Source organism: Synechococcus sp. RSCCF101, from assembly GCF_008807075.1.
Classification (GTDB): Bacteria; Cyanobacteriota; Cyanobacteriia; order PCC-6307; family Cyanobiaceae; genus RSCCF101.
The window spans coordinates 234,790-250,788 of record NZ_CP035632.1 but is presented as its reverse complement, the minus strand read 5'-3'; the positions used below and the strand labels follow the sequence as shown (position 1 = coordinate 250,788).

Below are 15,999 nucleotides of genomic sequence, written 5' to 3'. Positions count from 1 at the left end.
TGGAGAAACGTTCCGCAACATCTCCGTGCTCGCCTCCGTCTACCGATATTTCGTGCGCGAAGGGCGCTTCACCAACCTCGGCCTGCTGCTGCTGCGGGTTTCGGTGGGTCTGATGATGATCCACCACGGCCAGGAGAAGCTCGCCAACCCCGCCAGCTTCGCGGCAGCCTACGTGGAGCCGCTCCATCTGCCCTTCCCCCTGTTCATGGCCCACATGGCCGGCTTCGCCGAAATCTTCGGCAGCTGGTTCGTGATCCTGGGCTTCCTCACCCCGATCGGCGCCCTCGCCCTCAGCGGCACGATGCTGGTGGCGGCGTACCACCACATCCTCACCAGCGGCTTCAACATCTACCTGCTGGAGCTCGTAGTGCTCTACCTGGGAGCCAGCCTCACCCTGCTCTGCACCGGTCCGGGCCGCTACTCCTTTGATGCCGGCATGATCGCCGAGGCCTTCAGCAGCAGCACCGCCCTCGGCTCCGTGGACCCGGATGCCGCCCCCGCTGCTCGCCCCATGACCCGCACCACTGCCGTGAGTGGCGGCGCCGCCTGAGGCCAACCGGGGGCCCCGCAGCGGGCCTCCACGAACCGACCGGATCAGAACCGCACACACATGCCGGACAGGTGCTGTTGCAAGCACTACTGTTCGTCGCGTCTGTGACTGATTCCCACCCATGGCCCGACCGGTCTCCATGGGCCAGAAGTTCATCGCCGAGCTGATCGGCACCTTCTGGCTCGTCTTCGGTGGCTGCGGCAGCGCCGTTCTCGCTGCCGTGTTCCCCTATGAGGACCCCGCCGTGAACCCCCTCGGGCTCGGCTTCCTCGGCGTGTCCCTGGCCTTCGGCCTCACCCTGCTGACCATGGCCTTCGCCATCGGTCATATCTCCGGTTGCCACATCAACCCCGCCGTGAGCTTCGGCCTCTGGGCCGGTGGACGCTTCCCCGGCAGCGGCCTGCTCCCCTACATCTCCGCCCAGGTGCTGGGCGGGATCATCGCGGGCGGATTGCTGCTGGCGATCGCCTCCGGCCGTGAGGGATTCGCCCTGGTGGGCCCCACACCGCTAGCCACCAACGGATTCGGCGCCCACTCCCCCGGCGGCTACAACCTGGCAGCGGCCCTGGTGATCGAGGTTGTGCTCACCTTCATCTTTCTGCTGGTGATCCTGGGCAGCACCGACCGCCGCGCGATCGTCGATCTGGCTGGCGTGCCGATCGGGCTCTCGCTGACTCTGATCCACCTGATCAGCATCCCGATCACCAACACCTCGGTGAACCCCGCCCGCAGCACCGGTGTGGCCCTGTGGGCGGGCACCGAAGCGATCGGGCAGCTCTGGTTGTTCTGGCTGGCTCCGATTGCCGGCGCCCTGCTGGCGGGTTTCGTCTACCGCGCCCTGCTGGATGAAAGCGCCGCTTCCGACGGCGCCGAGGGCTGAGTCAGCGGTTCTGTGAAGCGTGGGTTCGGTCCTCCGGCCCACGCCCGGCATCAGCCGCGCCAGAGTGCTTCACAGAAGTCAACAATTGCCATGACGGTCGGCGAGCTCTACCTGGAGGCGCTCTCCTCCGGGGTGATCACCGAAGCGGAGACCTCCTGGCTGGTCGAGCATCAGGGGCAGTTCAGCCGCCTGGAAGAGGCCACGGCCCTGCGGCTGGGACGCCTGCTCGACCAGGGTTCGGTGCAGATGGGATGCCGCCTTCAGCCGGGGGGCAGACAGAACCGGGATCACCAGGCCCTCATCCGTGATCAGTGGATCGAACCTCTGGGGCGCCGCCGCCATCGGCCTGGCCTAGCCTCCGGCCAGCGTCGCCGCCTGGGGTGAGCCTTCTCCGCCAGATCATGCAGCAGCTGGGCGAGCGCGTCCGCAGCGGAACCGCGGGGGGCTCCGCCGATACGGCCGCCGACTCCGCCGGCGCTCAGCCCGCCGGGGCTGACCCCGCCCAGCTGAAGGCCTGCAGCGACGGCATGCTCCTCTACGAGTGGGAGTGGCTCGAGCGCCGGCTGGAGCAGCCCGGACTCGACCCCGAGCACCGGGCCGACCTGCGCCGCTGGCTCAGCCTGCTGCGGGATGAACTGCAGGCCCGCTCCCTCTCACCGATCCGTCCGCCTGGGCCGCTGCAGGAGGCCTGCCACGCCTGGCAGGTGAACGATCCGGAGATCCGGCGCCTCTGGTCCTTCCACTGAACCCCGCCCCCGACAGCGCGCGTCCAACCCTCCCGTTGGCGCCCATGCCGTGCCGTCGCTAGCTGTACAGCAGACCGCACCGGCACCATGCACACGCACGATCTGGAGAACCACGACAACCTCTACGCCGACGAGGTGACCATGGCGTTCGGGGAGACGGCGGCCGATGCCGACCGTCACGCCTGGATGGCCATCGGCGCCATCAGCCTCACCGTTCTCCTGCTGGGAGCGGCAGGGGCCGTGGCCAACATCCTGGGCTGAACCCCCCGCCCGTGAGCTGCCGCAGCCGGCTGATCGCCGCCCTCGAGTCCACCAGGCCGTCCGCCGATCCCGAGGTGGAGGGCCTGCTCAGCCAGCTGGAGCGGCAGCAACCGGCCGACCTCGACCGCCAGGCCGAGCAGCTGGAAGGGGTGTGGGAGCTGCGCTGGAGCAGCAGCTCCCTGCCCTACCTGCGGGTGGCCCCATGGCTCGACAACCTGCAGGTGCTCAGCCCGTCGCGCGGGCTGGGCATGAATCTGCTCCGCCTCAAGGGCCCCCTGGCCGAGCTGGCCTCGATCCGGCTTCTGGCCTCGATTTCGGTTCAGAACCAGCAGCGGGTCCAGGTGCGCTTCACCCGGGGCGGCTGGCAGGGGCCGCAGCTGCTCGGCCGCCGGCTGGCTCTGGAGCGGGAGGTCTCCTCCGGCCGGCCGGCCTGGCTCGACATCACCGTTCTCGACGAGCGGCTGCGCATCTGCAGGGGCAATGCCGGCACGCTCTTCGCTCTGCTGCGGCGGAAGGATCTGGCGCCGGACCTGTTTCTGCCGGATGCCGCAGCGGCGGCAGCAACCGTCTGATGCCGCTGGCGATGCCGCTCCGGCTGCGGCAGGTTGGCCGGCATGCGCACACCGTTCGGCGACTGGAGTCCGGAGATCGTGGTGATGACACCACGCTGCTTCGAGGATGCGCTCGATGCGGTGCAGGCCGTGCGCGAGCTCAAGACCGTGATTCTCAACCTCTCCATGCTCGAGCCCGACATGGCTCAGCGGGCCGTGGATTTCGTCTCCGGCGGAGTGCAGGCGCTGGACGGCCATCAGGAACGGGTGGGCAACATGGTGTTTCTCTTCGCCCCCGAGATCGTGGACGTGCAGCGCCCGGATGCCACGGAGATCGGGGAGCCCTCCGGTGAGGAGGACACCAGCGGCCAGGGCGGTGCGCTCTTCTGAGCGGTCCCCCCGGCGGCGCTGCCGAGGACTGACGGCCCTGCTTGCCCTCCTTGCCCTGAACCCCGTCGTCGCCGCGGCCGAGCCGGAACCGGCAGCCCCCGCGCACGGCTACAGGCCTGAGAGCGTGCGCCTCATCCGCCTGAGCGGTGTGACGGATCGCTACCTCCGCTTCCTGGGCTGGACGCCCCTTCAGGGTGCCGGTGGGCGCTGGCCCTGGCCGGATCTGTCGGCCGCAGCCAACGGCTCAGCCCGTCCGGACGGTGCGGGAGGACGCGACTACACGTACGACCTCGACTGCCAGGAGCGCACCTTCAACCGGCACGGCGATGGCAGCTGGTTCCACCGGCAGGGCTGGCTGCCGGTGGAGCAGGACCTCACGGCCGCCCTGGTGGCCGAGCGCTACTGCCCGCGGCTGGAGTCGCTGCGCCGACCGGCCGAGGCCGAGACGGATCTCACCACAGACCCCGGATCGGCTCGCTGACCATCGGTGCAGGCATCGGCGCGGGCACGGGATCGGCCGGCAGATCCGCCAGGCAGGGCTTGGCCCGGGTCACGTGGTAGCGGCGACCGGTGTCGGTGTTCTGCTCGAAGTAGAGCATCGCCATCTCGGAGGGCACGCAGCCGGGGCTGTAGGGCGCCGGGGCGGTGCGGGTCATGGTGCCGGCGAAGCAGTGATACACCTTGGTGGCGAACACCTTGGTGGCCGAACAGTCGCTGAGGTCGGAGAAGCTCACATCGAAGCCCCAGCGCTCCGATTCCACTTCACCCATGTAGCGGGCGAAATCCTCGGGGTTCTGCCGGAAGGGCAGCCGCGTCTGCCGGCCCAGGGGCGGGAAGAGGTGCAGAGCGGTGGCCGGACCGGCGATCAGGGCACAGGCCGCGGCGGTGAGCCCGCCGGTGCGGGCCAACAGCCCGATGGTTCTCCGGCGATGCAGCCCACGGGCCATGGTGATTCGTACACGGATCAGGCCGGATCCTGTTCGCCGGCGCAGGCCCTGTCAACCATCAGGCCAGGGCGCCACCACAGCTGGAGCCGCTGCCCGCCGTGCAGCCGTAGCAGTGGCGCTCCACCCGGATCGAGGCCCCCTCGGGATCCCCCTCCAGCAGCTGCCTCAGATGGGGCCGCCCGCCGCCGGATGCACCGGCCCCGAGGGGCAGGCCGAGCTGCTGGTTGAAGTCACAGTCGTAGAGATGGCCCTGCCAGTCGACGCTGATCAGGTCGCGGCACATCACCGAGGCCAGGTTCCCCTCCCGGTGATGGGCCTCGAGCAACTGCTGGTAGGCCTCCAGCTCGCCCGAGAGCCGCAGGGCGGTGGCGAAGCGCTGGATCGGCATGTTGGCCAGGGCCAGCAGGCGGTTGAACACCACGCCGTGGCGGGCGGCCAGCTCCCGCTTGTAGGCGACCTCCAGATCCGCCTGATCCGGCGGCAGCGAGGGTCCCTGGGGGTTGTAGACGAGATGCAGCTCCAGACCGCTGCCCTCGACCCCGTAACCGAGGGCGTTGAGGGCCAGAAGCCCGTCGATGCTCCGCTCGAACACACCGCGGCCGCGCTGGCGGTCCACATTGCCGGCCTCGTAGCAGGGCAGGGAGGCCACCACCGTGACCCCTTCCCCGGCGAGAAAGGCGGCCAGGCTCTCCTGCCCCGGCTCGCTCAGGATGGTGAGGTTGCAGCGATCGATCACCGCCACACCCATGGCCCTGGCGGCCCGCACCAGGCTGCGGAAGCCCTCATGCAGTTCGGGAGCGCCGCCGGTGAGGTCCAGCTGGCCGATGCGGCGACGCCGCAGCACCTCCAGCACCAGCTCCACGGTGGCCCGATCCATCATCTCGGTGCGATGGGGACCGGCATCCACATGGCAGTGGCTGCAGGCCTGATTGCAGCGGTAGCCCAGGTTCACCTGCAGCGTTGTGGTGGCGCGCCGCGTCAGGGACGGGAACGCGGCTGCGGTGACGGTGGAGGTGGGAGACATCGCCCGGGCGCAGTCAGCGGCGACACGGTGGCATGGGATGAGGCCGAGCGGTGGGCTCAGGCCGGCAGGCGGGCGGTCAGGCGCTCGAGCGGGACCGCCATGCCGAACTGGCGCCCCTGGGCCTGGTGGCAGCCCAGCGCCTGCAGCTGACTGCGCTGCTGGGGGGTCTCCACGCCCTCCGCCACGATCTGCAGGCCCTTGTGGGCGAGCGTGGCGAGGAAAGCCGAGAGAAAGGCCTCCGTGTCGGGATCCCCGCTGAGGCCTGCCACCACCGTGTTGTCGAGCTTGATGCCATCGACCGGGATCTCCTGCAGCAGCCTGAGGCTCGAGAGACCCTGGCCGAAGTCGTCGAGATACACCCCCACGCCGCGGCTGCGGAGCAGATGGATCGGGGCCAGCTGATCGGCGATGCCCTGGAGCAGGGACACCTCGGAGAGATCGAGGATCAGCCTTGAGGGATCGATCGCCGCGGACGCCAGGGTGGCCAGCAGCGCTTCGGCCGCATCGGGCCGGGCCAGGTGGCTGGCGCTGAGGTTGATCGTCAGGCGCAGGGTGGGGCGCCTTTGGAGCAGGGCAGCGGTCTCGGCCAGAGCCCGACGCAGAATCGCCGCTTCCAGGTCGTGCAGCAGGTCGATGCGCTGGGCCTGGGGCAGGAAGCGGGAGGGGGGATCAGGCTGCCGTTCTCGCCCGGCAGCCGTACCAGGCATTCGAGGCTGCGGATGGTGCCCGCGGCGATGTCCACGATCGGCTGGTAGTGCAGCACCAGCCCGCCCGAATGGATGGCCTCCTGCAGGCGCTGTCGTAGGGCGATGCTGCGCTGGGCCTCCTGATCGAGGGCGGGGTCATAGAAGCGGATGCCCTGACGCCCCTCCTCCTTGACCTGGTACATGGTCACATCAGCGCGCCGCAGCAGTTCCTCCACGCCGATGCCGGCGTCGGCGGTGGTGGCGATGCCGATGCTCATCGAGGGCATCCAGGTCTGCCCCTGGTGGCTCCAGGGTGCGGTGGCCGCTTCGAGCAGGCGGCCGGCCAGGCTGGAACAGGGCGTGGGCTCGGCTTCGGGGGCCCCCTCGGCGATCACCAGAAATTCATCGCCGGCGAGACGGCCCAGGGTGTCGCTGGAGCGCAGCTCCTCCCGCAGTCGCCGGGTGAGCTCCAGCAGCAACGCATCCCCGGCGGCATGACCGAGGCTGTCGTTCACCTCCTTGAACCGGTCGAGGTCGCAGAACATCACCGTCACGTGGCCGGGCTTGCGGCGCAGGCGACCCAGGGCTTGCTCCAGCTGCTCCTCCAGCGCGCGGCGGTTGGGAAGGCCGGTGAGGGGATCGGTGTTGGCCTGCTGCCTCAGGGCCTCCCGCAGCACCCGTTTCTCAGACACATCGCGCTGGATGCCGACCCAGTTGGTGAACCAGCCGCGGGCATCGCAGATCGGAGCCACCCGCAGATCGGTCCAGTAGCGGCTGCCGTCCCTGGCGTAGTTCACCACCTCCATGTCGGCCGGCTCCCACCGCCGCAGGGCGGCACCGAAGGCCGAGGTGGCCTCGTGGTCGGTCTCCTCCCCCTGGAGGATCCGGGGCGAACGACCCAGCAGCTCCTCGATCCGGTAGCCGGTCTGGCGCAGGAGGGTGCTGTTGGCGAACACCATCACCGGCCCCGGTGGATCGAAGGGCTCGGCGGTGGTGATGATCACCGAGTCATTGATGGTGTCCAGGATCTTGAGCATGCTCTGCACCTCGAGCTCCAGCTGCTCCAGCTCGGGGGTGCGTTCACCCGGCAGCACGGTGAGGCCCCAGCCGAGGTCGGTGCGGAACAGGCGCAGCGGCAGCTCACGGCCGCGGCAGCTGAGCCGGGTCTCAACCGGCGCCTCAGGCTCCCCGGCGGCCAGGCCGGCCAGGAGCTGATCGGCCTCCGGCCAGGCCTGCGCCAGGGGGGTGCCGGCCAGCTGCTCGCGCTCCAGGCCGAGCAGCGACGCACCGCCGGGGTCGGCGTGGCTGAGGGTCCGCTCGGCACTCACCAGAATCAGCGGCTGTCCCGGCAGCACCAGCAGCGAGCGGACGCCGGTTCCGGAATCGGTGAGGGTCATCCAGGGCAGGGCAATGGACTCGGCCGGCCGTCGGGAGGGCGCAGCGGGCGCCCGCTGCATCAGAGCCCATTGTGTCCAGTCCGGGCCTGCTGCGCACGTGGGGGCGGGTCGTCGGGATCCACGGGCAGGCCGCGCCAGCCCAGCGCCAGCCGCCGCGCCAGGAGCAGCAGCGGGTAGAGGCGGCGCGTGCGTTCGGGCCCCGCGAACACCTGCCGCAGCAGCGCGAGAAGCGGCGCACTCGGGTGGAGGGCCGCACAGAGCCGGCTGATGGCCTCGGCTCCGTGAAACAGCTCGTCGCCGTCGATCAGCACCGCTCCCCGGGCCAGGGGACAGCCGCGTTCGGCCAGCCATTGGCGCAGCTCCCGGTCGGCCCGCCCATCCACGATCTCCAGCTGGGGCACCCCGCCCCTGAGCTCGCTGAGCTCGGCGAAGTGCCGGCAGAACGGGCAGCCCCCATCGAAGACGAGCTTCATCGCGGCAGCTCCCGCTGCTGGGGGTCCCGGTGGATCGCCAGAGCGGCGAGCACGCCGCCGGCGAAGCCCGAGGCATGGCCGATCCAGCTCACGCCGGGCGGCGAGAGGAAGGGCAGAAGGCTGGGCAGCAGGCCCCCGTAGCTGATCAGGCAGAACAGGGAGAGGGCCATGGCCGAGAAGCGTCGCTCCAGCCAGCCGATCAGCAGCAGGTAACCCAGCAGGCCGTACACCACGCCGGAGAGACCGTGGCTGGCGCTGGGCCAGAACAGCCAGACCGGCACCGCGGCCAGGAGAACCCCCACCCACACGGCCAGATAGTCGCGCGGCCGCTTGGCCATCACGAGCCATGAGAGGGGCAGGAACCAGAGGCTGTTGCTCACCAGATGGGTGAAGCCGCTGTGGCTGAAGGGAGCGGTGAACACCCCGAGGATCGAGCCACCCGGCCGCATCGGCAGGTTCCAGCGGCCTCCGAACAGCAACTGATCCACCAGCTCCTGAGTCCAGGCCAGGGCCAGGATCAACACCGGCACGATCGCCACGAGTCCGATCCGTTTCATCGGCCGGCCCCTGTGACGGCGGCCCCGGTGGCGGAGGCCGCGGGGCGCACCACCCGGAAGGTGAGGTTCAGGCGCGCTCCGGCCACGCGGCGGCGGCGCGGCAGGCCGTGCAGCCAGTGGCGCTGGGTGGGCGAGTCCATCAGCAGCAGATCCCCCTCACCCAGCTCCAGGGCCACGCGCTCGGGATCGGGTCGCGACCGTGGCCGGAAGCGCAGGCTGCGGCGGCAACCGAGGCTGAGCGATGCGATGGGTGCGGTGTCGTCGAGTTCGGGTTCGTCATCGGCGTGCCAGCCCATGGCGTCATCCCCGTGGCGGTAGAGGTTGAGCAGCACCGAATTGAAGCGGCAGCCTGCCAGCCGGCTCAGGCGATCCCGCAGCTGATCGACCAGTGGGTGCCAGGGGTCGATGGCCTGGCTGCGGCCGCTGTAGCGGTAGCGGCAGCCGGGATCAGCCATCCAGCACATCAGGCGGGGCTGCACATGGGTGCGGCCGAAGAGGCGGATCGTGTCGCTGCGCCAGGGCACCGCGGCCACCAGGTCCTCCATCAGGGCCGCGGACACCAGGCCCTGAGCAGCAAGCCAGTCGCGGCTCAGACGCAGCCGCAGGCCGGGCCGCTCGATCGGCTGCCAGGTGCATGCTGGTGCCCTGCTGCCGATGGCCGGGCGGTCGATGACGCGCTCCTCCTCCTCTCGCAGTCGCTGGTTCGTCGCCGGTGACATCGATGGTCTGCTGGGCCTGGCCCTCGACAACCTGGTTCAGATCCTGCTCATCCTGGCGCTCTGCACCGGGGTGCTGGGGTTCTCCGGCCCGCTCCTGCACGGCACGGTGCTGCCGGCGGTGGGCCTCAGCCTTCTGGTGGGCAACGGCGCCTACGCCTGGCAGGCCTGGAGCCTCTCCCGGCGGGAGGGACGCAGCGATCGCACGGCACTGCCCTACGGCATCAACACCGTCAGTCTCTTCGCGTTCATCTTCCTGGTGATGCTGCCGGTGAAGCTGGCGGCGGAGGCGGGGGGCATGGCGAGCGAGGCCGCGGCCCGCCTGGCCTGGGAAGCGGGCATGGTGGCCTGCCTGGGGTCGGGGCTGATCGAGGCGGGCGGGGCTGTGGTGGCCGGAACCCTGCGGCGCTGGCTGCCCCGGGCGGCTCTGCTGGCCACCCTCTCGGGCATTGCCCTGGGCTACATCTCCCTGGGGTTCCTGCTGCGCACCTACGCCCATCCGGCCGTGGGCCTGGGGACGCTGGCGGTGGTGCTGATCACGTACTACAGCCCGGTGCGGCTGCCGGTTCCAGGCGGCCTGCTGGCCGTGCTGCTCGGGGTGGCCCTGGCCTGGGCCGAGGGGCTGATCAGCCTGGATCCCCAGCGCTGGCAGGCCGCCCTGGAGATGGTGGGCCCGAAGCTGCCGATGCTGCAGTGGCAGGGGCTCTGGGAAGGCCGCTCCCAGCTGCTGCCCTGGCTCGGGGTGACCATCCCGATGGGCCTGTTCAACCTGCTCGGCTCGCTGCAGAACCTGGAGAGCGCCGAAGCCGCGGGCGATCGCTACCCGGAGCGGCCGTCGCTGCTGATCAACGGCCTGGGGACGATCGTGGGGGCGGCGCTGGGATCGTGCTTCCCCACCACCATCTACATCGGCCATCCGGGCTGGAAGGCCATGGGGGCGCGGGTCGCCTACTCATGGATGAACGGAGTGCTGATGGGCGCCGGCTGCCTGCTGGGGCTCTTCGGCCTGGTGGCCCAGCTGGTGCCGATCGACGCCGGCATGGCGATCGTGCTCTACATCGGCATCGTGATCACGGCCCAGAGCGTGCAGGCCGTGCCGGCCTCCCACGCCCCGGCAGTGGTGCTGGGGCTGATGCCGGGCCTGGCGGGCTGGGGATCGCTTCTGCTCAAGGCGGGGCTGCGGGCGGGCGGCGCCGGCGCGGCGGGGGCACCCTTCGGGCCCGGCCTGCTCACCACACTGCAGCAGGCGGATGTGTGGGCGGCGGGAGCCTTCGCGCTGGAGCAGGGCCAGATCATCTCGGCGATGCTGCTGGCGGCCCTGCTGGTGTTCGTGATCGAGGGGCGGCTGCTGGCCGCCACGGCCTGCGCCCTCACGGCCGCCGCGGCCTCCTGGGTGGGGCTGATCCATGCCTGGCGCTTCGCCGGCTCCGACACGGTGCTCGACCTGGGCTGGGGCAGCGGCGCCCCCTGGGCCGTGGGCTACGGACTGATGGCCGTGGTGCTGGGGCTCAGCAGCCTCTGGCAGCGGCTGAAGGGGGATGCGCGAGCATGAGCCGACCGTGCAGCCCAGCGATGACAGCTCAACTGACGCGTGCCGCCGTCCTGTTCGGAGGACTGGGCCTGGCGCTGGGGCTCATGACCGGTGGCGGACTCCCGGCGGCCGCCGCAGAAGATGCCGGCGCAACGGAGGCCTTCGATGTCCAGGAAGCGGGCGGCATCATCGGGCAGGACACCGGCCGCCGGCTCTGCGAGGGGGAGGCGATGCAGCCGGCGATCGAGCGCTCGATGATCCGCTATCTGGCAGACCGGGAGCTGACTCCCAGCATGATGACCGCGGGGGTGAGCGAGCAGATGGGCGAGGAGGTGGCCGTGGAAGCGCTGGCCTACGCCTTCTGCAACTGCCCGGAGACGGCCAAGGCCCTGTTCAAGGATCTGATGCGCCAGGGCGACTAGGGGTCCCGGTCACCGTGCCGCCCAGAGCCGTCAGCTCGGCGGCCGTGGCGGCATCAATGGTCAGGCGCGTGTCCATGCCCGATGCGGTGACGATGCGGATCCGCCGCCCGCCGTCCTCCTGACGGCTCTGCCGCCAGCGCACCGGATGCCACACCCCGGCGAGCCCCTGAAACAGGCCGGTGCCGTCGGGATTCAGGGCGTAGGTGGTGCTCAGCCCGTCGCTCCAGAGCACCGGCAGCACCTGGAGGCGCTGCCAGCCGGGTGGTGGCGGAGCATCGGGGTCGAGATCGAAACCGGCCTCGGCATCGGCTCCCTCGGGGTCGGCTCCGGCTGCCTCGGGATCCGCGTCGCTCACCGGCCACTCCGGCGGCGGGCCCGTGCGCAGGGGCACCAGCTGCCAGCGCGGTGCCTGAGCCACACAGCGGTAGGTCTCCCGTCCCGTCGGCGTGCTGTGGCGACACAGGGGCGCCGGCCCTCCCACAGTGCTGGCGTCGGCACCCTCCCCGGGGGTATCGGAGGCTGCGGGATCTGGCGCCACCTCCGCTGCGCTGCCGGGCGTCCGCTCGGCCACCGGCTCCGGCTCCAGGCGCCCGGCACCCACCAGCCAGGCCGCTCCGAGGGCGGCGGTGCCGCTGAGCAGGGGCAGCAGCCAGACGCTGCGCAGAAGCAGGGGCAGCTGCTGCCGCCGGTCGCGCTGCAGGCGGCGGGTCTCCTCCGGCAGCAGCGGCGGCCACGGCTGCAGGTCGCCGGCGAGGCTCAGCCCTCCCAGACCCCGCTGCGTGAGCACCAGCCAGCGGCGTCCACTGGCCAGATCGCTGAGAACCAGCCGGCTGGTGGTGGCCGAGGCCGGCATCGGCAGGGCGCTCCCCAACCGGGCCAGGGCCGGTTCCAGCTGCCTGTACTGGAGCAGGCCGATCAGGAGGGCCACCCCGCCACCGCTCAGCAGCGGCCAGAGACTCCGGCTCAGGCTGGCCAGCAGCGCGCAGCCGGCAAGGGTGAGCAGAAGCGGGAAGGCGAGCAGGTGGCGGCGGATCCGACCCTCGATCGACACGCCTTCGGCGTGAGCACCGGGCTGCTCCAGGGCGGGGTGGCCCTGCCGCTCCAGCCGGAAGCGTCCATCGAGCCGGGTGGCCAGCACCCCCAGCCCCGGCCCCTCGGGTGGACCCATCAGGGCCAGAGCGGCGGCGGCCTGACGCAGCGGATCCCCGTCGCGCCGGAACTGATCGAGCAGCTCCTGCTCCGCATCGCTGCTCAGGCGGAACCAACCCTGCTGCCCGTACTCCTCATGGGAGAGGTGGGACCAGCGGCGCTCCAGCCGCACCTGGCGCTGACGGGCCGCGGCGGCATCGGTGAACTCCAGCAGATCCCGCAGCCGGACCAGGGCCAGCAGCGGCTGGGTGCGCTGCTCCTGCAGCCATCGATCCGGATCCCTGCTGACGATCAGCCGCGTGCCGCCCAGGAAGGGTTCCTGAATCAGGCACAGAAACGTGACGGGCGTCCCATCCGCCGGCGTCGGCTCGGGTCCGGTCACCTCCGTACGGCTCAGCGGCCCACCGCCACCGGGGCCTCGCTGGGATGGTCGTGGCAGAGATGGCCGTTGCGCAGGCTCCAGACCCAGGGACGCTGCTCACGCGCCGCCCGCAGATCGGCGCGATCCCTCAGGCTCACCGGGATGAACTCAGTGGCATAGGAGAACTGCCCATCCCGCACCGACTGATTGAGCACCAGGCTGCCCCGCGCGCCGGAGACCGAGCGGTGATACGTGCCGATCGGAATGCGCAGGGCGCCCATGTTGCGCTCGAGATAGACCATGTGATGGGGCCGATCCCAGGCGGGATTGAGCAGCTCGAAGCAACGGCTGCCGCTGATCACGAGGTTGTGATCGATCTGATGGTGGTGCACATAGAACTGCGGGAAGTCGCCGTCGTCCGGAGGCGAGATGGCCGGCCCTTCGTGCACCACCACATCGGTGCCGTTGCTGCCGATGACGCCGGCATCAAAGAAGGTCACATCAGGGGTTTCCCTGAAGATCTGAATCGGAACGAAGTGAAGGTCGTGCATGGTGCGAGCGGGGTGGACGGACAGCAGGACGGGACTCCGCGGCCGCCATCGAACGGAAGCGGAGGCGGGAGCGGCGGGACGTGCCGGCAGGAGCAGCCTCAGGACTGCTGAGCAACCTGTTGACGTCTACGGGCCAGGGCGATGAAGAACTGGATGTACTCACGGTGCCCCCCCGGGAAGGTCCCGGTCAAGCGCAAGGGGTCCATCGCATCGGAAATGCCGTGAAGGTCGGGGTTGTTCCTCAGCGACGGTCTGTCCACCTCACCATCGCTGCTGTCCACCAGAAGCACCTCGTTCGGCTTCCCGAAGGTGCGGCCCAGCTCCTGGATCAGCGTCAGGAACCCCCGGTCGCTGCCGCCACGGCGGTGGCTGGAGGCCTGGCCGGCAGTGGGCGGTTCGGAGGTGACCGTGTCGCCCACCCCCACCAGGCGCGGCATCCAGGCCGGATCGAAGCGCTTGCGGGCCAGGGCCAGCATCGAGGGGATGTCGCGGGGGGCACCGCGCACGTTGAAGTCCCGCCCGAGCGGGGCATGGCCCGTGAGCCGCTCCACATGGCGGTTGAGCAGCACCAGCAGACCGGCCTCCTTGATCGCACCGCGCAGCATCAGCTGAAAATCCGTGGTGCCCACGCCAGCCGGGCCGGCGGGCTTGAGCTGTTCGCGACCGGCGACCGATCCCAGATTCGGCGCCAGATGCAGGAAGAAGCTGCCCTCCAGACCCTGCTCCCGCGCGTCAGCCAGCAGGCCGTGCATCCAGGCGTCCAGCCGCTCCTGCAAGGCCAGGGTGAGGGTCCAGTCGCCGCCGAAATGGCTGTGCAGGCTGTTGAGATTGAGGGTGGGCGACACCCGGTTGACCAGAACCGTGGCCCGGATCAGCGCAGAACGGTCCTCCTCCGGCACCCGGAAGGGCGCTTCGCTCAGCAGGCCCTGCAGCATGGAGGAGGCCTGATCCGGCACGCCGGCGAGAAAGGCCAGCTCCGCGTCGGACACGCCGGGATGGCAGACCTCTCCGAGTCGGGTCTGGAGCTGCACACCACCGGCCGCCAGACCGGGCAGATAGAGGCCCTCATCGCGGGCCAGAGCCGCCCCCCCCATGGCCCGCTCCACGATCCCGTTGACACCCCTCTCGCCCAGGTGCTCGCCATTGGTGAGCACCTGGAAGCGACCGTTCAGGGTCCGGGCCGCGCGCACGTAGGCCGGATCGATGGCCCGCGTCAGCGGATCACGCACCAGGGGCATGCAGACCCCATCGAGGTCCTGAATCAGCAGCAGGTTCTCCTCACCGGCCAGATCGTCGGCGAGGGCCTCGAGGGCCCCGGGGAGCGGTGGGGGCTGGCCGATGGCGGCCGATCCGGCTGGAGCGGTGGAGGTCGTCATGGTCCCGGGGCGGAGGGCGGCACCGGACCCACGCGCTCCATCAACAGCAGAGCGGGCTGATCGGGCTGGGTGCGCAGGGCGGCGAAGCCGGAGCCGTCACTGTGGGCCACGAGCACCCCGGTGATCGTCCGGCCGGCCGCGTCCTGCTGGCGCAGTGTGCCCAGGCAGCTCTCCTCAACGCTGGCCTGGCCTCGGAAGGCACTCACCGAGCCCTTGCCCTCCAGCGAGGTCACGGCCACGCCCACCACCGCACCGCCCTGCCAGGTCTGGCGCTGGATCAGGGCGAGGGGAGCCCAGCGGCTCCCGGTCCACGCGAATCCGTTGCCCGGTCCCACCATCACCCCATCGAGCGTGCTGGCCGAGCAGGCCCGCCGGGGCTGAAGCCGCCAGCGCTCGCTGATCACCGAGCCCGGTGTCACATCAATGCCGAAACGGGGGCGGCCGTCGGGACCGATCACGAGCTCGGAGGGCTGGCTGACGCCGGGCGGTTCGGTGGTGCTCTCGCCAGCCTCGCCCTCGGCATCCGCAGCCACCGCCGGCGATGGGGGCGGCGAGGCGGCCGGTGGACCCGGAGGGGGCAGCCGGCGCTGCACCGAGGCGGCGCAGGGAATCAGCTCCTTCCAGGTGCCGCTGTAGCCGACACGCCGGTAGGTGCGCCCCCGGCGCTCCATCAACACGCCCTCAACGGTTCCCTCGGCGGTCCAGGTCTCCTGCATCAGGCGGGCCACCGGGCCCTCCGGTAAGCGGCCCCGTGCGGTGATCAGATAGCGGCCGGGTCGCGGCGGCGGGCAGGCGCGTGGCGCAGAGGGCGGTGGGTCTGCCTCCTGGCTCCGGAGGGGAGCGGCACAGACCAGCAGCGGCCCCAGCAGCAGAGCAGCAGCGGCGAGGCGGCCGGCCCTCACGCGTCCCCCTTGGCCAGGGAGCGATGGCGGTGCACCAGCACCGGAATCTCGGTGTGGCACAGCACCCGCTGCGTTTCGCTGCCCAGCACCAGGCCGGCCAGGCCCCGGCGTCCGTGGGACGCCATGAAGATCAGATCACAGCCCTGGCGATCGGCGGTTTCGATGATGGCCTCCGACACCACCGCGGTGGGGAAGGTGATGGTGTCGCAGCTCACACCGGCGGATTCGGCCACCTCGCGCGCCTCGGCCAGCACGGTCTCGGCGTGGGCCTGGCTGGCCTCCTGCAGCCGCTGATCCAGGGCGGGGGTGAGCGCCGCGGCCTGACCCTCCAGCAGCAGCTCGTTCACCGCCAGCTGCAGCTGCTGCGCATGAAGGATGGTGATCCGGGCCCGGATGGCCCGCGCGAAGGCCACGGCTTCCTGAACCGTCTCGCGCGAGAGGTTCGAGCCATCGGTGGGCACGAGCAGATGCCTGTACATGGCCTGGCTCCCAAGCGATCTCACCACGCTAGGCCTCCCGGGCCTGCCGC

At 70.8% G+C, this 15,999-nt stretch carries 20 protein-coding genes and 1 pseudogene; 10 read left to right on the top strand and 11 right to left on the bottom strand.

Going from position 1 to position 15,999, the window contains the following annotated elements; genetic code table 11:
* Positions 1 to 25 precede the first annotated feature (25 nt).
* The 8 genes from EVJ50_RS01275 (at position 26) to EVJ50_RS01245 (ending at position 3,859) form a co-directional block, all read left to right on the top strand.
* The gene (locus EVJ50_RS01275; RefSeq protein ID WP_225323013.1) at positions 26 to 550 is read left to right on the top strand and encodes a DoxX family protein; all 525 of its coding nucleotides are present in this window, start codon (positions 26 to 28) and stop codon (positions 548 to 550) included.
* A 139-nt stretch (positions 551 to 689) separates the two neighbouring features.
* Entirely contained in the window at positions 690 to 1,430 is a 741-nt protein-coding gene (aqpZ, locus tag EVJ50_RS01270) for an aquaporin Z (protein WP_150884759.1), read from the top strand.
* Between the two features lie 90 nt (positions 1,431 to 1,520).
* Positions 1,521 to 1,814, top strand: a complete 294-nt coding sequence (locus EVJ50_RS01265; RefSeq protein WP_150882010.1) for a hypothetical protein — start codon at positions 1,521 to 1,523, stop codon at positions 1,812 to 1,814.
* Positions 1,811 to 2,176: a hypothetical protein gene (locus tag EVJ50_RS01260; RefSeq protein WP_150882009.1), complete on the top strand. Its 366-nt coding sequence runs from the start codon at positions 1,811 to 1,813 to the stop codon at positions 2,174 to 2,176. Before EVJ50_RS01265 ends, EVJ50_RS01260 begins: the two co-directional genes overlap by 4 nt.
* An 87-nt stretch (positions 2,177 to 2,263) precedes the next feature.
* Positions 2,264 to 2,437, top strand: a complete 174-nt coding sequence (locus tag EVJ50_RS14455; RefSeq protein WP_191964819.1) for a hypothetical protein — start codon at positions 2,264 to 2,266, stop codon at positions 2,435 to 2,437.
* An 11-nt stretch (positions 2,438 to 2,448) separates the two neighbouring features.
* On the top strand, positions 2,449 to 3,009 hold the full coding sequence (locus EVJ50_RS01255; RefSeq protein WP_225323011.1) for a PAP/fibrillin family protein: 561 nt from the start codon (positions 2,449 to 2,451) through the stop codon (positions 3,007 to 3,009).
* A 42-nt stretch (positions 3,010 to 3,051) separates the two neighbouring features.
* Entirely contained in the window at positions 3,052 to 3,378 is a 327-nt protein-coding gene (locus EVJ50_RS14795) for a cell division protein SepF (protein ID WP_150882008.1), read from the top strand.
* A 124-nt stretch (positions 3,379 to 3,502) separates the two neighbouring features.
* On the top strand, positions 3,503 to 3,859 hold the full coding sequence (locus EVJ50_RS01245; protein WP_150882007.1) for a hypothetical protein: 357 nt from the start codon (positions 3,503 to 3,505) through the stop codon (positions 3,857 to 3,859).
* On the opposite strand, the gene EVJ50_RS01240 is transcribed toward EVJ50_RS01245, so the two are convergent.
* From EVJ50_RS01240 to EVJ50_RS01210, 6 genes and pseudogenes are all read right to left on the bottom strand, one after another.
* Positions 3,831 to 4,325, bottom strand: a complete 495-nt coding sequence (locus EVJ50_RS01240) for a hypothetical protein (protein ID WP_150882006.1) — start codon at positions 4,323 to 4,325, stop codon at positions 3,831 to 3,833. The genes EVJ50_RS01245 and EVJ50_RS01240 overlap by 29 nt on opposite strands.
* Before the next feature lie 58 nt (positions 4,326 to 4,383).
* Positions 4,384 to 5,349 carry an arsenosugar biosynthesis radical SAM (seleno)protein ArsS gene (gene arsS, locus EVJ50_RS01235; protein WP_150882005.1) on the bottom strand — a complete coding sequence of 322 codons (966 nt, stop codon included), beginning with the start codon at positions 5,347 to 5,349 and terminating at the stop codon, positions 4,384 to 4,386.
* Between the two features lie 56 nt (positions 5,350 to 5,405).
* Positions 5,406 to 6,994, bottom strand: a pseudogene (locus EVJ50_RS01225) (putative bifunctional diguanylate cyclase/phosphodiesterase).
* Between the two features lie 497 nt (positions 6,995 to 7,491).
* Positions 7,492 to 7,905, bottom strand: coding sequence for a DCC1-like thiol-disulfide oxidoreductase family protein (locus EVJ50_RS01220; RefSeq protein WP_150882002.1), 414 nt, complete (start codon positions 7,903 to 7,905; stop codon positions 7,492 to 7,494).
* Entirely contained in the window at positions 7,902 to 8,462 is a 561-nt protein-coding gene (locus EVJ50_RS01215; RefSeq protein WP_150882001.1) for a rhomboid family intramembrane serine protease, read from the bottom strand. Before EVJ50_RS01215 ends, EVJ50_RS01220 begins: the two co-directional genes overlap by 4 nt.
* Positions 8,459 to 9,181, bottom strand: a complete 723-nt coding sequence (locus EVJ50_RS01210; RefSeq protein ID WP_150882000.1) for an alpha-ketoglutarate-dependent dioxygenase AlkB — start codon at positions 9,179 to 9,181, stop codon at positions 8,459 to 8,461. Before EVJ50_RS01210 ends, EVJ50_RS01215 begins: the two co-directional genes overlap by 4 nt.
* Here EVJ50_RS01210 and EVJ50_RS01205 point away from each other — a divergent pair.
* Positions 9,132 to 10,730 (top strand): NCS2 family permease, encoded by a 1,599-nt coding sequence (locus tag EVJ50_RS01205; protein ID WP_150881999.1) that lies wholly within the window; start codon positions 9,132 to 9,134, stop codon positions 10,728 to 10,730. The genes EVJ50_RS01210 and EVJ50_RS01205 overlap by 50 nt on opposite strands.
* Before the next feature lie 20 nt (positions 10,731 to 10,750).
* Positions 10,751 to 11,131 (top strand): hypothetical protein, encoded by a 381-nt coding sequence (locus EVJ50_RS01200; RefSeq protein WP_150881998.1) that lies wholly within the window; start codon positions 10,751 to 10,753, stop codon positions 11,129 to 11,131.
* On the opposite strand, the gene EVJ50_RS01195 is transcribed toward EVJ50_RS01200, so the two are convergent.
* The 5 genes from EVJ50_RS01195 to EVJ50_RS01175 form a co-directional block, all read right to left on the bottom strand.
* Complete coding sequence (locus EVJ50_RS01195) at positions 11,103 to 12,662, bottom strand: hypothetical protein (RefSeq protein ID WP_150881997.1); 1,560 nt, start codon at positions 12,660 to 12,662, stop codon at positions 11,103 to 11,105. The genes EVJ50_RS01200 and EVJ50_RS01195 overlap by 29 nt on opposite strands.
* An 11-nt stretch (positions 12,663 to 12,673) precedes the next feature.
* Positions 12,674 to 13,192 (bottom strand): hemagglutinin, encoded by a 519-nt coding sequence (locus tag EVJ50_RS01190; RefSeq protein WP_150881996.1) that lies wholly within the window; start codon positions 13,190 to 13,192, stop codon positions 12,674 to 12,676.
* A 98-nt stretch (positions 13,193 to 13,290) separates the two neighbouring features.
* Complete coding sequence (gene stpA / locus EVJ50_RS01185) at positions 13,291 to 14,568, bottom strand: glucosylglycerol 3-phosphatase (protein WP_150881995.1); 1,278 nt, start codon at positions 14,566 to 14,568, stop codon at positions 13,291 to 13,293.
* Entirely contained in the window at positions 14,565 to 15,470 is a 906-nt protein-coding gene (locus tag EVJ50_RS01180) for a hypothetical protein (protein ID WP_150881994.1), read from the bottom strand. Before EVJ50_RS01180 ends, stpA begins: the two co-directional genes overlap by 4 nt.
* Positions 15,467 to 15,949, bottom strand: coding sequence for a universal stress protein (locus EVJ50_RS01175; protein WP_150881993.1), 483 nt, complete (start codon positions 15,947 to 15,949; stop codon positions 15,467 to 15,469). The genes EVJ50_RS01180 and EVJ50_RS01175 overlap by 4 nt, the downstream gene beginning before the upstream one ends.
* Between the last annotated feature and the right edge of the window lie 50 nt (positions 15,950 to 15,999).

Bases quoted from the DNA above. Each gene is read 5' to 3' on its own strand.
- aqpZ (WP_150884759.1), top strand. From the start codon at position 690: ATGGGCCAGAAGTTCATCGCCGAGCTGATCGGCACCTTCTGGCTCGTC.
- EVJ50_RS01265 (WP_150882010.1), top strand. From the start codon at position 1,521: ATGACGGTCGGCGAGCTCTACCTGGAGGCGCTCTCCTCCGGGGTGATC.
- EVJ50_RS14455 (WP_191964819.1), top strand. From the start codon at position 2,264: ATGCACACGCACGATCTGGAGAACCACGACAACCTCTACGCCGACGAG.
- EVJ50_RS14795 (WP_150882008.1), top strand. From the start codon at position 3,052: ATGCGCACACCGTTCGGCGACTGGAGTCCGGAGATCGTGGTGATGACA.
- EVJ50_RS01240 (WP_150882006.1), bottom strand. From the start codon at position 4,325: ATGGCCCGTGGGCTGCATCGCCGGAGAACCATCGGGCTGTTGGCCCGC.
- arsS (WP_150882005.1), bottom strand. From the start codon at position 5,349: ATGTCTCCCACCTCCACCGTCACCGCAGCCGCGTTCCCGTCCCTGACG.
- EVJ50_RS01220 (WP_150882002.1), bottom strand. From the start codon at position 7,905: ATGAAGCTCGTCTTCGATGGGGGCTGCCCGTTCTGCCGGCACTTCGCC.
- EVJ50_RS01215 (WP_150882001.1), bottom strand. From the start codon at position 8,462: ATGAAACGGATCGGACTCGTGGCGATCGTGCCGGTGTTGATCCTGGCC.
- EVJ50_RS01205 (WP_150881999.1), top strand. From the start codon at position 9,132: ATGACGCGCTCCTCCTCCTCTCGCAGTCGCTGGTTCGTCGCCGGTGAC.
- EVJ50_RS01210 (WP_150882000.1), bottom strand. From the start codon at position 9,181: ATGTCACCGGCGACGAACCAGCGACTGCGAGAGGAGGAGGAGCGCGTC.
- EVJ50_RS01200 (WP_150881998.1), top strand. From the start codon at position 10,751: ATGACAGCTCAACTGACGCGTGCCGCCGTCCTGTTCGGAGGACTGGGC.
- EVJ50_RS01190 (WP_150881996.1), bottom strand. From the start codon at position 13,192: ATGCACGACCTTCACTTCGTTCCGATTCAGATCTTCAGGGAAACCCCT.
- stpA (WP_150881995.1), bottom strand. From the start codon at position 14,568: ATGACGACCTCCACCGCTCCAGCCGGATCGGCCGCCATCGGCCAGCCC.
- EVJ50_RS01175 (WP_150881993.1), bottom strand. From the start codon at position 15,949: ATGTACAGGCATCTGCTCGTGCCCACCGATGGCTCGAACCTCTCGCGC.